Origin of the sequence: Haliscomenobacter sp. (assembly GCF_033763495.1) — a bacterium.
GTDB lineage: Bacteria > Bacteroidota > Bacteroidia > Chitinophagales > Saprospiraceae > Haliscomenobacter.
Window position 1 is genome coordinate 1 of sequence record NZ_JANRKL010000248.1, and the last position, 15,522, is coordinate 15,522.

Annotated in this window: 9 protein-coding genes; 2 read left to right on the plus strand and 7 right to left on the minus strand. The window is 47.0% G+C overall.

What is annotated here, in order from left to right; genetic code table 11:
* On the minus strand, positions 1-138 hold a 138-nt coding region (locus tag SFV55_RS29170; protein WP_320033139.1), incomplete at its 3' end, for a helix-turn-helix transcriptional regulator.
* Positions 139-446: 308 nt separating this feature from the next.
* On the opposite strand from SFV55_RS29170, the gene SFV55_RS29175 reads away from it, so the two are divergent.
* Entirely contained in the window at positions 447-1,376 is a 930-nt protein-coding gene (locus SFV55_RS29175; protein ID WP_320033131.1) for an alpha/beta hydrolase, read from the plus strand.
* 163 nt (positions 1,377-1,539) lie between these two features.
* On the opposite strand, the gene SFV55_RS29180 is transcribed toward SFV55_RS29175, so the two are convergent.
* From SFV55_RS29180 to SFV55_RS29190, 3 genes are all read right to left on the minus strand, one after another.
* On the minus strand, positions 1,540-3,120 hold the full coding sequence (locus tag SFV55_RS29180) for an L-serine ammonia-lyase, iron-sulfur-dependent, subunit alpha (protein ID WP_320033132.1): 1,581 nt from the start codon (positions 3,118-3,120) through the stop codon (positions 1,540-1,542).
* 392 nt (positions 3,121-3,512) lie between these two features.
* Positions 3,513-5,918, minus strand: coding sequence for an ABC transporter permease (locus SFV55_RS29185; protein WP_320033133.1), 2,406 nt, complete (start codon positions 5,916-5,918; stop codon positions 3,513-3,515).
* A 57-nt stretch (positions 5,919-5,975) separates the two neighbouring features.
* Positions 5,976-7,235, minus strand: a complete 1,260-nt coding sequence (locus tag SFV55_RS29190) for a dienelactone hydrolase (RefSeq protein WP_320033134.1) — start codon at positions 7,233-7,235, stop codon at positions 5,976-5,978.
* A 281-nt stretch (positions 7,236-7,516) separates the two neighbouring features.
* Between SFV55_RS29190 and SFV55_RS29195 the strand changes: the two genes are divergently transcribed.
* Positions 7,517-10,750: a tetratricopeptide repeat protein gene (locus tag SFV55_RS29195; RefSeq protein WP_320033135.1), complete on the plus strand. Its 3,234-nt coding sequence runs from the start codon at positions 7,517-7,519 to the stop codon at positions 10,748-10,750.
* Between the two features lie 83 nt (positions 10,751-10,833).
* On the opposite strand, the gene SFV55_RS29200 is transcribed toward SFV55_RS29195, so the two are convergent.
* From SFV55_RS29200 to argS, 3 genes are all read right to left on the minus strand, one after another.
* Positions 10,834-11,544 carry a Bax inhibitor-1/YccA family protein gene (locus tag SFV55_RS29200; RefSeq protein WP_320033136.1) on the minus strand — a complete coding sequence of 237 codons (711 nt, stop codon included), beginning with the start codon at positions 11,542-11,544 and terminating at the stop codon, positions 10,834-10,836.
* 83 nt (positions 11,545-11,627) lie between these two features.
* Complete coding sequence (locus SFV55_RS29205) at positions 11,628-13,307, minus strand: glutamine--tRNA ligase/YqeY domain fusion protein (RefSeq protein ID WP_320033137.1); 1,680 nt, start codon at positions 13,305-13,307, stop codon at positions 11,628-11,630.
* A gap of 310 nt (positions 13,308-13,617) precedes the next feature.
* Positions 13,618-15,462: an arginine--tRNA ligase gene (gene argS, locus SFV55_RS29210; protein ID WP_413776751.1), complete on the minus strand. Its 1,845-nt coding sequence runs from the start codon at positions 15,460-15,462 to the stop codon at positions 13,618-13,620.
* Between the last annotated feature and the right edge of the window lie 60 nt (positions 15,463-15,522).

The following is a 15,522-nucleotide window of genomic DNA, read 5'->3' on the forward strand; positions in this document are numbered from 1 at the left end:
GCCGTATTCCGTTCCTAGCAGTTCCACAATGCGTTTAAAGGTTTTTTCATTGCCGCCATTCAAAGCTTTGCTGACGGAAGCCTGGGTTAAATCCAGTTTTTCGCCCAATTGCGCCTGGTCGATGTTGAGTGACTTCATCACCGCTCGGCCAAGTCTTTCCCATTGACGCCCAAGACCATGCACCAGCGTTATGCCTTGGGTGTTATGGGGAAAGACTTGGGCTAGCGGATATTTTTGCCGTACTCATCGCCGCTTTTATCGTGAAGTCTTTGCCACTCGACACCTTGCGCTAGGTGGTGATCGTGATGATCTTGTATAAGGCCGGGGTCATGTTGCGGGCTGGGCTTAGGTGAGTTGGGAAGTTGTCCCACCTTCAAAAAGTGGTACCATAGCCATTCATCAAGTGTGTACCTTGGCAACAAGTCTAACCTTCAAATCCTCTGCCAATGACCCGTACATTACGCTCTATTTTTATACTCTTGTTAAGTGCGAGCAAGGTATTTGCCCAAACCCAGCCTCAAGTATCCTCTGGCACCATCCAACGCCTTGAAAACTTCCAATCCCAATACGTCGATGCCCGGAATGTGGATGTCTGGCTGCCCGATGGCTTTACTGCCAATAAAAAGTACCCCGTGCTGTACATGCACGATGGGCAGATGTTGTACGATGCCAGTACCACCTGGAACAAAACGGCCTGGGATGTGGACGATGTACTTGCCAGGTTGATTCAAGAAAAAGCCATCCCAGAGGTGATTGTAGTGGGGGTTTGGAATGGGGGCAAAACCCGGCACTCCGATTATTTTCCGCAAAAACCATTCGAATCCTTGAGCACTGCCCAAAAAGAGGGAGTTTATGCGGCAGCCCGCAGCAACGGCGTATCGGTGTTTAATGCGCAAAAAATCAATTCTGACAATTACCTCAAATTTCTGGTGACTGAGTTGAAGCCATACATCGACAAAAACTTTGCGACCAAAACAGACCGAAAAAACACCTTCATTGCGGGCAGCAGTATGGGTGGCCTTATTTCTATGTACGCCATTTGTGAATACCCGGAAGTGTTTGGCGGTGCTGCTTGCCTGAGTACCCATTGGCCCGGCATTTTTACAGTCGAAGGCAATCCCATCCCCGATGCATTTTTGGCTTACCTACAAGGCAAGTTGCCCAACCCCAAAAACCATAAAATCTATTTCGATTACGGCGATCAAACCCTGGATGCGCTTTATCCTCCGCTACAAAAAAAAGTGGACGAAGTTATGAAAGCCAAAGGATACCAGAAAAAAAACTGGCTGACGCGATATTTTCCAGGGGAAGAGCACAGCGAAAAAGCCTGGAACAAACGCTTGGACATCCCTTTGTTGTTTTTACTGAAAAAATAAGCCCAGGAAAAGAATCCTCAGTTCCGGAGCAAACCAATCGATGCTACGATTCACCGATATTTACATTGTAACGGTAAGGGTTTTATCAGGAGCAACGTTAGGATTTTTCACGGTAGTCAGTATTTGTTGAAGGAATCTTGCCAGTGTTGAAGCAGGAGCTCGTCTAACAACTTTTGTACACCATACTAGCCCCTTCCTCCAACATTGCCTCAATCCGCTTAGCCGATTTGGTGACCGAAAGCCCCCCCAAATTCGTACAGCGCAGCGTATGGTGAATTTGATCCCCAACCGCCTTCATCGTTTCGATCACTTCATCCAATGGGATCAATTGCAGGTAATTGGACAAGGCCATATTGGCGCTGGACATGGCGTTGCTGGCCGCCATGACGTTGCGGCCCAAGCAAGGCGCTTCTACTCGGTTGCCAATGGGGTCACAAATGATGCCCAGGGAGTTTTGTAGGGCCATAGAGGCCGCAGCCAAGGCCTGCTCTAAGGTGCCCCCTTTCATACCTACCAGTGCAGCCGCAGCCATGCCGCCACCCGATCCGGTTTCGGCCATACAACCACCTACCTCAGCAGCAAAAGTAGCGTGTGCCGCAATGAAGACCCCGATAAGTCCGGCAGCCAGCATGGCTTTGACGATTTCATCTTCGGACAAACCCAAGGAATGAGCGGTTCCAAACAAAGCCCCGGGCAAGGCACCACAAGACCCGGCAGTAGGGGCCGCCACAATCACTCCCATTGAACTTTTAACTTCCATCATGGCCGATACATAGAGAATGATCCGGTTGTTGGCATCACCACCGATCAGTTTTTCGGCATCCAATTGGGCTTTGAATTGCAGGGATTGACTGCCCAAAATCCGGTCTTCATAATGGGTGCCTTTCAGGCCCAGGTTTATAGCATTGCCCATGATGTGGATAATGCTGCGCATTTTTTCAAAAACAGCATCAGCAGATAGGTTGCCACGGGCGCTTTCGTAGTCCACCGCCAACTCCCAGAGTGCTTTGTTTTTGTCTGCGTTGTACTCCAGCATTTCGGCGCAGGTGATGAAGGGCACTTGCAGGTTTTTGCGCGCCATCACTGGCAGGACAGGTTTGAGGAATTTGAGGAAGCTTACCCCATCCATATTTAAAAGCTCCTGGCAAATAACGGTATCAGGAAAACTTTGGGCTTTGATTTGGATGAAACTGAGTTCCTCTCCGCTTCTGAACTGGATGTCATCGTAGGGAATGGATGCCTGGAGGTAGGGGATGATCTGATCTGGATTTGCGCAATAAATCAGGGTTTCAAAATAATCGCCCGCCATCGAGACGGCCACACCGTCAATATCGATCACTTCAATCATGCCTCCACCGGTAGAAATGGCAGTCAACCTGCGGATTTCCCGGGTATTGCTCAGGGTGATTTTGTAGGTATTGGGGTGATCGGCATTGATGTCACAAATGTTGATACTGACTTTGATTCCAGCACCCTCCAGGTATTTTTCAGATTCGGGCAGGCGTTCATCGTAGGCCTCCCAACCCAGGAAACCACCAAACAAACCCATGTCGGAACCCTGGCTTTTGTGGGTAGTAGCCAGCGAGCCATTGGGGTCAAATTCGATGAAGATGTCCTGAATTTGCTCGTCCATCAGGTCGCGGCACATTCGGGCAATTCGCAAGGAGGCCGCGCAATGCGAACTGGACGGTCCACGCATGACTGGGCCGATAACGTCGTTGAAGATGCTGGGAAAAGTGCTCATGAGTGGTTCTGGTTTTGATGGTTAAGGGCATTAATTATTCACCAAAATTACGCATTTTTTTACCGCAGAGTTTCACAGAGTAGACACGGAGTTTCACAGAGTTTTTTAGTTTTAAGGAGTTTGCCACCTGTGGTGGCTAGAGTTTGTGCTTCAAGAAAACCTGCTTAAGATCAAGCCAATAATCATGTGACTTGATAAAAGGCCCGAGCTTCGGCAATGGCAACCTCCGTGGCCTCCTCGCACCGTAGGTGCCCTAAAAAAACTCCGTGAAACTCCGTGTGTACTCTGTGAAACTCTGCGGTAAAAAATTGGGTTATATTGAAATCGCCATGTGCATCATTAATACTCACATTAGATGGAGTCAGTTTAAGAATAGGATGGCGTAATGAGAGTTATTCATTGCTTAAGGACTTCACCGGATTAGCCAAAGCCGCCTTCACACTCTGTAAACTGATCAATAGCGCCGTGACCAGCGCCAGGCCCGCCAGTGACGCTGCAAAAAACCAGGGAGTCATCTCGATGCGGTAAGCATAATTCTCCAGCCAGCCGCGCAACAAATACCAGGCAAGGGGACAAGCTGCCAGCCCTGCCAGCAATAAAACGACCAGAAACTCCCGCAAAAACAACCCTATAATGCCCGGAACTGAGGCACCCAAAACCTTGCGCACGCCTACTTCTTTTTCCCGCCGTTGCAAATTGAGCGATACCAGGCCCAACACCCCAAGTAAAGCGATCAACAAAGCTATGCCACTGGCTGCATAGGCTGATCTTTTCATCTGTAATTCCTGGGCATAAATTTTGGCCAGAGTATCATCCATGAAGGTGTATTCAAAGGCACTGTTGGGCATAAGTTCAGCCCATTTTTTTTGCAATGCGGCCATGCGCTCAGGGATTTCTCCAGCGTCAAGTTTGAAAGACAAATAGCGGTATAAAACCCGATTTTGTTGAGAAAAAACCACCATCGGCTGAATAGAGGTAGCCATGGAACCAAAGTGAAAATCGCGCAGCACGCCCTTGATGGTGTAGGGGCTTGGATCTCCGGCTATGCGCAAAGTCTGACCAACAGCTGAAGCCGCATCCGGGAAGCCAAGCGCCAGCGCAGAACGTTCATTCAGCACAACTTTGCCAAAATTGCGCACCTCCGGATTAAAATACTCACCCGCCAGAACGGGGATTTGATAGGTGTCGAGGTAATTTTCATCAGCAGTTATCTCCTGACAAATGGTAGCTGTAGTGGAATCAGTGCCTGCACGGTAGACCGAGGGCTGTGCCTGGTTGATGCCATTGGGAATTTCGTAGGAGAGTGAGGCGCTGCGCACCCCGGGCAGTTTGGCCATTTCGTCGCGTATGGTCAACATTTTGCGGAGGCCTTCCTGGCTCCAGTCGCGGGGCACCTGGGCGCTTACCACAAACTCCTTATTGTACCCAAGGTTTTCCCCAAAAAAATAATTGACTTGTGCGGCCACTACCAGGGTAGCGATAATGACCAGATTGGCCACTCCAAATTGAAACCCGACCAGGTATTTGCGCAGGTGCAGGCTTTGATTGGCAGTTCCGGGCTTTCCTTTCAGCGACTCTACTGTGCGCAACGAAGATAGAAAAAACGCCGGGTAAAGGCCCGCCAAGAGGCCGACCACAAGCACCAAAGCGAGGGGCAAAAAGGCAAAAAATACCGGGAAACTGTTTAAGGCAGGCAGGCTTTTTCCCACCATTTGTTCAAAAGGTGCCTGGGCAAGTGGGTAGGCCAAAAAGGCCAGCACCGTAGCGATCAATACCAAGAGCAAAGATTCGCTTAGAAACTGAAGCACCAATTGTTTTTTCAGGCCTCCCAATGCCTTCCGAACTCCGATTTCGCGGATGCGCGACCCTGCGCGCCCGATGGCCAGGTTGATAAAGTTAAAAATGGCCATAAACAGGATAAAAACGCCCACCGATGCCAAGGCAAACAACATCCGTTTGACCAGGGCCTTGTTTTTTTGGAGGTGGTAATCTGTCAATGGAACGGGAAGCACCCGCAGGTTTTCTTTTTCAAAATCGGCGCCTTCGTTTAGAATGAGTTGTTGGATGGGCTTTTCCAAATCAGCGGCGCTCACTCCGGGCTGCAATTCGAGGTAAGTGGGGTAAATGATGTTGTTCCAATCGTTCACGTCCCGATTGAAAAAGTACCTCGCGGTGGTGAAGGAAATGAAAAGACTATTGGATTCGGTGCCCAGCAAGTTGGTGACGGAATTTTCAGGGATTTCCCCCAATACCCCGGTGACCTGGAACTCATGGTTTTCACCTGTAAAATTCCGTACGCTGAGGGTTTGGCCCAGTACATCGGTTTTGCCAAAATATTTCAGCGCCCTTTCTGCAGTGATCACCAGGGAATAAGGGGCCTTCAAGGCATTGTTTGGGTCGCCGTGCAGGAGTTCGAAGCCAAACATGGGAATGAAGGTGCTATCTCCAATCTGGATGCCTTCCCGAAATACTTTGTCGCCCTTCACCACATCCGACTTAATGCCATCCCAACGGTAAAAATTGGCTACGAGGTGTGGATAAGTCTCTTTTAAACGTTTGCCAAGGGGCCCAGCGGAGGTGATGTCCATGCCGATGTTGGGATTTTTCCAAATGCTGGTCAGAAAATATTGCCGATCGGCATGGCGCAACTTTTGGTTTACTTGCAACTCGCCCCAAACATGGGCACCGATGAGCAAGGCGAAGAGGATACCTGCGCACAATCCAAACACATTGAGGGCGGAGTAAAAACCATTTTTGCGGATGCTCCGGTAGGCCAGTTTGAAGTTATTTTGCAGCATGGTTCGTTTTTTAATGGGAATTGGGAAGATTGGTGTATTGTGCTATTTCCAAATCGCTCATTTTGCCTCTTGATGTCTAAACTCCAGTCCGATCGAAGTTCTGGGTTTGAACCCTTTCCAGTTGCCATCAATCGCTTTTTCGGACAATTGAAGGTATTCCCCAAGGTCCTGTTTTTTCAAATGAATGCCTAAAAATGCTGTGACAAAATGCTGATTGATGTTGTTGATCCGACGCTGATCCCACACCGAATCCGCATAACGCAGGTATTCATTGAGGGACAAACCTTCGGCATTGGCTTCTGGGGGAGCAGGGTTGGGGGCTACGTTGTGGCGAGCGTTTTGATAGGTCAGGAGGTACCGATCGGCGTGTTGGGCACCATCGTAAATGGCTTTGATGCCTTTTTCGTATTTTGAAATGTCGTCCTCACTGCCTGCTACAAAAAACGTGGGGCGGGTCAACCCGGCCAGGCCTGTCGAATCCCAGGCCCCGTTGTTCATGCCCCAGGGGGCAAAAGCCACCACCGCTTTGATGCGCTGGTCCTGGGTTTTGGCATAGGCTGGAGATCCAGCTAATCGTTCGGCCAGGGCTTCACAACCACCACTCAAGCCTTTGAATTGTTGAAATGCACTGTTGCTGAATCCTGCCCCTGAAGCATTCAATGCACCATAGCCACCCATAGAGTAGCCAATGAGCCCGGTGTTTTTGGCATCGACCAGACCAGCTAAAAAACTTCCACTTCCTTTTTGACTGAGTCGATCCATTTCATCCAACACAAACAACTGATCCAGCGGGCGATGGTATAAAGTGCTCGAAAAGGCAGCTGCATCCCGAAAAGTTGATTCGGTATGGTCGATTGCAGCCACTACATATCCTTTTGAGGCCAGATTTTCAGCCAGATAGGTCATCAAGTATCGCGACCCAGTATAACCATGCGACAAGATGACCAAAGGGTAAGGAGCCCCTTCTGTTTTGGGAACTGCCTTACGCAAGCAGCGTCCCTTAAAAGTAAAAGGCAACAGGGGGCGCTTGGGGTCATTGAAGTTTCCCATCACTTCCTGGTACACTTCTATTTCTTTTTTTTGAGCGGGAATCAGGGCAGGATACCAAACTTCTACAGTAAGTGGGCGATCGTAGGTAGGCGTTTTACCGTCCTTGTGTTGCAGTACGTTGAGCTGATTTTTATGCAGCAGATTGATGGTTTGTACACCAATACTATATGGGCCTCGTTTGGCCAATTCAGGCGCGTCCGGCAAAAAATCGCCATAGATGAATTCTGAATGATTTGATTGTGCAAAAAGGAGAAGTGTGAAGGACATGCAAAACAAAATAGCAAGCAGTGTTTTTTGAAGCAAGTGTGTCATTGATGGCAATTTTCAAGTGAGCATTTGGTAGCGGCTTAAAGATAAAAAATGTTTGAGTGGGCGCAAGCAGACAATAATCCAATGCTTGTCATTATCTTTACTTGGGATTCATTAAGAAAGCGATTGTTTATTCACTCCAGAACCAGCGTGCAATGTAGATGAGAGCTATTTTTATTGGTTGTATCTTCATGGTCTATTCAGTGTTGTCTGGTGGTCAATCCACCGAGACAGACAGCATGAAGCAATTATTACCCCGTCAGATTGGGGAGAAACGGCTTAATACTTTACTGCGCCTTGCCTACCAACTTTTTGACTTCAGCATTGAAGATGCGCATCGTTATGCCTTAGATGCCCTCAAAGAGGCCAGGCAACTGAAAAACAAGCCCGGTGAAAAACATGCATTGACCCTCATTGCTGAATACTACTACAATCTCAGTGACACCCCCAAAGCGCGCGAATTTTTACGGCAAGCAGACCGGATCAGTTTAAAAGAAGGGGGGAAACTGTATACAGCATATTCCTATGTTATAACAGCTAATCTTTACTTGGAAGAACCCAATACCGATTCTGCTAAAGTTTATTTCCAGAAAGCGCTTAAGTTGCTAGAACACGAGGATCATTATAAAATAAAATATTATAGCTATTTCTCTTACTCCAGTTTTTTATTTGAACAGAATCAACTTGATGAATCCAAAAGGGTTTTGGAAAAACTTTATGCAATTGCGGTAAAGAACAATGCAAAAATGAACCAAGCAGAATTACTTACTGAACTTGGCGCGATAGAAAATCAAAAAGATGAGTACAAGAAGGCCTACAGGTACTTGAAGCAGGCTGAGCCATTGATCCCCCCAAATACCTATAGTTATGTGAAATTTAATTTTCTCTATCACCTCGCTCATATCGAGTTCAATATGGGTATGAATGCAGCGGCCATAACCCACCTCAAAGAAGTACTTTCCATTAAAGAGATAGAGCAATACGAAGACATCAAGGCTGATATGAACATTTTAGCTGGGAAAATATATTTGGAACGGGGGGAGTTACCCAGTGCACTTAAATATTATTTGGATGCTGTGGAGGTTTTTGAGCGCATTGGCCTTCGTAAAGATTTAGGCTGGGCTTATTCCGATGTTGCCTGGCTTTATTTTAAACAATTCAATGACCAAGAGTGTGTGAATTTTGTCAATAAAGCTTTGGAAATTGGAACAGCCATTCAAGATGATTTCGGGATTGCTCGCGCACATTCCATTCTGGGTTCACTCTACAATGCTCAGGGGAAATATGAAAAAGCAATCCGTGAACACGAATGGGCATTAAGCATCAGGCAAAAATTACAGTCCCGCTCAGGAATGGCCGACTCTTATTATAACCTTGGCTCTGTATATGAGAAGAATGGCCAAATTGACAGAGCCATACTTTACGCCAATAAAAGTTTGGCTATTGACGAGGAGTTGGGAAACGTAGTGAATTTAGGATTGGGGTATAAAAAAATTGCCTCCTTATCCATTTTGAAGAGGGACTATAACACTGCTGAAAGCTTTTTGGATAGGGCTATGAAATTGGCAAACCAAACAGCTTCGCCTGAGTTAAGGCGAGACGTAAATTTGCTGTTTGCAAAATTGAGTGAAAAAACGGGTGATATTTCTGCTGCCAACAAATACCTGTATTTAGCTATCGAAGCCAATGACAGTTTGTACAATACAACCAGCGCAGAGAAGATTGCTGAGATAAGAGGTTTATTTGACCTCGAAAACATTGAACTCAAAAGCAAACAAAGAGAGCAAGCATTAATCCTGAAGCAGACCGAAATAGATAGCCAGCGCAATTACAACATGATGGTTATGATTATTTTAATTTTGGTAAGTTGTTCATTAATTGTTGGCGCATTTTTATACAACATTATTAGAAAAAAGAACCTAAAACTGCAAGAAGAAATTGCTGAACGCAAAAGAGCTGAAGCACAAATCCTCCAGAGCCAGGCATTGTATGAAGAAGCACAGGCTATTGCTCAGGTTGGTAGCTGGGAATTTAATCTGTCGACTTCAAAATTACATTGGTCTAAAGAAACCTACCGCATTTTTGAGTTGGAGAATTGCCCGGATGAGCTATTGTATGAAGCATGGCGCGAAAAATGCCACCCAGTAGATCGAATCAAGCTGGATGAGGCGATCCAAAATACCATAAATACCGGTGCTCAATTTCATGTCGAACACCGGGCAATTTTTAAAGATGGCAGGGTAAAATACATCGCTTGTATCGGAGAAGTTATCCGAGACAGTGAAGGCCAGATCGTGGGGCTACAGGGGACTGACCAGGATGTAACGGCTCAGAAACAGGCTGCGATTGCTAAATCCGAATTTTTGGCAAGCATGAGCCATGAGATCAGGACGCCGATCAATGGAGTGATCGGCATTGCTGATCTACTGATGGAAGAGCAACTCAGCCCCACGCAACGTGAATACCTGGATACCTTGAAGTTTTCAGCCCAACACCTATCCAACATCGTTTCGGATATCCTTGACTTTTCGAAAATTGAGTCAGGAAAGCTCGTTTTTGAACGCATTCCTTTTGATTTGTCTAAAGTAGCCACCCATGTTTTTAGGCTTTTTGAAAATAGTGCCAATGATAAAGGGATAACCTTGACATTTGTTCCTGACCCACGGATTAAGGATCTTTTGATCGGCGACTATTTCCGACTTAGCCAGGTGTTATCTAATGTTTTATCCAATGCAATAAAATTTACGGACAAAGGCTCAGTAGAATTGGCCTATACTTTATTGGAGGAAACAGAAAGTAGTGTCCGCGTAAAATTGACCGTAAAAGACACCGGGGTTGGGATTTCTGAAGAGCAACTTGAGCAAATCTTTGAAGACTTTACCCAAGCTGATGTGAGTACTTCCCGAAAATATGGGGGAACGGGTCTGGGCTTAAGCATCAGCAAAAAATTGGTTGAGCAGCAAGGAGGAACAATTTATGTAGAGAGTTGTCTGGGGCAGGGATCAACTTTTTCGGTAGAAATGAAGTATGATAAACACGAGCGTCTCCCCACTGCAATTGTTCGGGAAGTTCCAAGTTCCCAAGCTATGGACCTCAGCGGAATGACCTTTTTAATCGCTGAAGACAACGACGTGAATGCGCTTGTGCTTACTACGATTTTGAAGAAATGGGGAGCCAATTATACCCTTGTCCAGGATGGTCAGAAGGCCATTGACTGCATGAAAAAAGATGATTTTGATGCGATCATCATGGACATTCAAATGCCTATAATGGATGGAAAAGAAGCCACCCAAGTGATCAGGCAACTCCCCGATGATCGGAAGCGCAACATCCCTATTATTGCGTTTACCGCCGAAGCTTCGGTTGAATTTCACGAAGAATACCTGAACAATGGTTTCAACGATTGTGTTACCAAGCCGTTTCGGCCGGAGCAGTTGTACAAGATTTTGAAGAAGTATCAGGCTTTTGGGTGAAGGCGACGAAAGGAAAAATATACAATGAATGTCGGGCCCTGCTCCGGAAAAAAACCTTATTTTCCCGAACAGGGCCCATATGTTTAATCATTCGAGCGTCCAAACAATCTCAACAAGTACAAAAACAAGTTGATAAAGTCCAAATACAGCGTCAACGCCCCCATGATGGCCTCCTTATGATCCTCTTCCGTACCTTCATTTCCAATGATGTTCATTTGTTTGATCTTCTGGGTATCATAAGCCGTCAGACCTACAAAGATCAGGATACCCGCGTAAGTGATGATCCAGTACATGATCGGGTTGCGGAAAAAAATGTTCACCACCGAGGCGATGATCAAACCAATCAAGGCCATAAAAAGCAGGTTACCCGCCCGGGTTAGGTCTTGTTTGGTGAAATACCCATAAATGCTCATTGCGGCAAAAGTACCCCCAGTAATCAGAAAAGTCCCCATTACCGAAGCCCCCGTATAGCGGATGAAAATAGCCGACAAGGTCAGGCCATTCAGCACCGCATAAAGCAAGTACACCAGGGTAGCAGTTGCTGCCGACATGCGCGTTACGGCAGCAGCCAGGTAGCCCACCATCAATAACTCACCAATGATCAGTCCCCAGAATACCAATTTATTCCCAAAAATGATTTGGAGCAAAGTGGTAGAACTGGCAACAAAATAAGCCACTGTACCAGTCAGCGCCAGGCCTATTGCCATCCAGCCGTATACTTTGGTGATAAAACGAGCCTGCTCAGCTTCGATTAGAGCCTGTCTTTGGTCACCTACAAAAGGAAATTCATTCATTTTTAATTGGGTTTTTGTTTAAAAAAGGAACCAATAGCAAAACAAGTTTAAGGATACTTTTGGATCAGCGCAAATAAATTCGCTTAAGGCTTATAACTGTCCTTCAAACCCACCGTGAGGTTGAAAACAGGATGCTCGGGTGTTGTATCCTGATCGGCACAGAAATACCCCATCCGCAAGAATTGGAAACTGTCGCCAGCTTGGGCATTGGCCAGGCTGGGCTCCAATTTGGCATTCGGAATGACTTTGAGCGAATCGGGATTGACAAACTCCAGGTAATCGCGGTCTTCGTGGTTGGTTGGTTCAGGATCAGTAAACAGCTTATCGTACATACGAACCTCTCCATCAATGGCCTCGGCCGCCGATACCCAGTGCAGTACCCCCTTGGCCTTTAGGCCAGAAGTATCTGAACCCGAACGGCTTTCAGGGAAATAAGTACAAAAAAGTTGGCTTACCTGTTCATTCTCATCTTTTAGTACAACATCGCACTGGATGATGTAAGCTCCTTTTAATCGGACCATACCACCCGGCGAAAGTCGGAAGAACTTTTTAGGCGGTTCTTCCATGAAGTCTTCCCGCTCGATGTAAATTTCACGAGAGAAAGGAATGGTGCGTACCCCGGCGTTAGGATCTTCGGGGTTGTTTTCAATCTCCATCTGTTCCACCTGGTCTTCAGGATAATTGAGAATGACCACTTTGATCGGATCGAGTACCGCCATAGCCCGGGTGGCAGTTTGATTCAGGATTTCACGCACCGAAAACTCCAATAAGCCATATTCAATGGTATTGTCTCGTTTGGCTACTCCGGCTCGTTCGCAGAAATTGATGATGCCCTTGGCAGGATAACCCCGGCGGCGCATGCCCGAAATGGTAGGCATGCGAGGGTCGTCCCAACCGGTTACATACCCTTCAGTCACCAGCTTTAGCAACTTGCGTTTACTGGTAATCAGGTACGCCACGTTCATCCGGGCAAACTCGATTTGGCGGCTTGGGAAAATGCCCAGTTTTTCGATGTACCACTCGTACAAAGGGCGGTGGTGAATGAATTCCAGTGAGCACAAGGAATGGGTGATGCCCTCAATCGAATCACTTTGGCCATGCGCAAAGTCGTACATCGGGTAAATGCACCACTGATCGCCAGTGCGGTGGTGATGGGCGTGTTTGATGCGGTACATGATGGGGTCACGCATGTGCATGTTGGGCGAGCTTAAGTCTCCCATTGTGCGCAGAACGCGGGCACCATCGGGGAATTCCCCATTTTTCATGCGTTCAAACAAGTTCAGATTTTCTTCGATGGACCGACTCCGGTAGGGGCTTGCTTGGGCAGGCACAGCAGGATTGCCTTTCATCGCCTCGATTTCTTCCTTGGTGGAATCATCAACGTAGGCCAGGCCTTTTTTGATCAACTCAACGGCATAGGCATACAATTGTGGGAAATAATCGGAGGCATAAAATTCATTGTCCCACTCAGCACCCAACCAGCGGACATCGGCGCGAATGCTATCGACGTATTCTACATCTTCGGTAACCGGGTTGGTATCGTCGAAACGCAGGTTGAATTTGCCGTTGAAACGTTGGGCGATGCCATAATTCACGGTGATGGCCTTAGCATGGCCAATATGGAGATAGCCATTGGGCTCTGGTGGGAAACGGGTGTGAATCCGACCAGCGTGTTTGCCGTTGGCAATGTCTTCTTCGATGATTTGCTCGATAAAATTCAGTGAACGTTCTTCTTTCTCAAGCAAGGGATTGTCGGCACTCATATTTGTTTGGTTGTAGGGACATGAGGATGAAGTTTTTTGAAATAATCGCTCTTTAGGCAGTGGCTTATGAATTGCCTCCAGCTTTAGCTGGTGGGTGAAAGGTTAAATTTTGAATGGGCTTTAGCCCTAACCTCAACTTGGCAAATAGGGCTAAAGCCCAAAACTAGAATTCATTGTTATCCACCAGCTAAAGCTGGAGGCAATTCATGGGCTTCTAGCCTAAGGTTTAAGAACGAGTATTTCAAAAAACTTCATGATCGTGTCTAATTCAAAGTTATTTCTCTAAACAGAGTCGCGATAAATCGCGCCTCTACATGCGCTCCGGCGTTTCGATACCCAGCAAATCCAGGCCCGTTCGCAGAGCATTCCGCACTGCAATGGACAACTGAATCCGGAAGGCCTTTGCGGCTTCCGATTCTGCTTGCAAGATGCGATAATCGTGCCAGAAACGGTGAAAAGCCTTAGCGAGTTCATAGCTGTACATAGCCACCATAGAGGGGTCGTAGGTTTCCGCTGCCTGCTTGATGACCTCCGGAAACTGGTACAATTGGGCGATGATGTCCTTTTCGGCGGTTTCCAGAGTGGTATATGTGCTGGCCGCGCTCAGGTCGGGATTGCCCGCCTTGTTAAGCATAGAACTACAACGCACGAAGGCGTTTTGCACGTATGGCCCCGTTTGTCCCTGCAAGTCAACAGACTCTTTGGGATCAAAAATCATCCGTTTTTTGGGATGTACCTTGACGATGAAAAACTTCAAAGCAGCCAGCCCGATTTTACGGATGACTTCCTGTTGTGCTTCTGGCGTCATATCGGCCAAAGATCCACGTTCCTTGCTGTTTTCCCAGGCTTCCTGAACAACTTCGGCAATTAGGTCGTCGGCATCCACTACGGTCCCTTCCCGCGATTTCATTTTGCCACTGGGTAAATCTACCATGCCGTAGGACAAGTGGTACAAACCAGCTGCATAAGGCTCGCCCAAACGTTTCATGATTTCGAAGAGCACCTGGAAATGGTAGTTTTGCTCATCGGCGACCACGTAAATCATTTTTTCAGCCCCAAAATCCTGGTACCGCATTTGGGCGGTCCCAATGTCCTGGGTGATGTATACCGAGGTGCCATCTTTGCGCAGCACCAGTTTTTTGTCCAGTTTGGCATCCTCCAAATCGATCCATACCGAACCATCTTCAAGGCGGTAAAATACCCCGGAGTTTAGGCCCTGGTCAACGGTTTCACGCCCAAGTAAATAGGTATTGGACTCGTAGTAAAGTTTGTCAAAAGTGACCCCCAGTTTGTCGAAAGTTGAATCAAAACCGGCATAGACCCAACCATTCATCAGTTTCCATAACTCGATAGTCTCAGGGTCATGAGCCTCCCAGGCGAGCAACATTTCCCGGGCTTCTTTGCCCAGGGTACTGTACAGGTTAAAATACAGGTCTTTGTAGGCCTTGAAAAACTCCTCGGGGCTTTGTTCGCCTTTTTTCTTTTCCGAATAAATGGCCAGGGCTTCTTCGCTTTGTTGCCAGGCCTTGTATTCTTCTTGGAATTTTTTCTCAAACAAAACGTAAAAATCGCCTACAAAATGGTCACTCTTGGTGTTGGTTGATTCGGGAGTAGCTCCAGCGCCGAATTTTTTCCAGGCCAACATACTTTTACAAATGGCAATGCCCCGGTCGTTGATGATTTGCACCCGCACGACCTCATAACCCGCCGCTTCATAAATTTTACTCACCGACCACCCCAACAGGATATTGCGGATGTGGCCAAGGTGTAGTGGTTTATTGGTATTGGGAGAGCAGTATTCCACCATTACCTTACGACCATTGGCTGCATGGGTGCCGTATTGTGGATTTTGGTAAATACCTTCCAAAAACTCACGCCAGTATTGATCATCGACTACCAGGTTCAAAAAACCCTTAATGACGTTAAAGTCCTTGATGTACTGAACCTGCTCTACCAAAAAAGCGCCCAATTCCTGGCCGATGGCTTCGGGGCTTTTTTTGACGTGTTTGGTAAAAGGAAAAACAACGAGCGTATAATCTCCTTCAAACTCTTTACGGGTCGTGCTCAAGGGGAAGTCTTCACCTTTGATTTCCAGATTGTACAATTGCGCAGCGGCCTGGACGACGCCTTGCTGAATGATGTTGACAATGTTCATTTGTCCGGGTATGTTGTAAATTGAGTGGCAAAAATAGGGAAAAAGTTGAGGAGTTGAGGG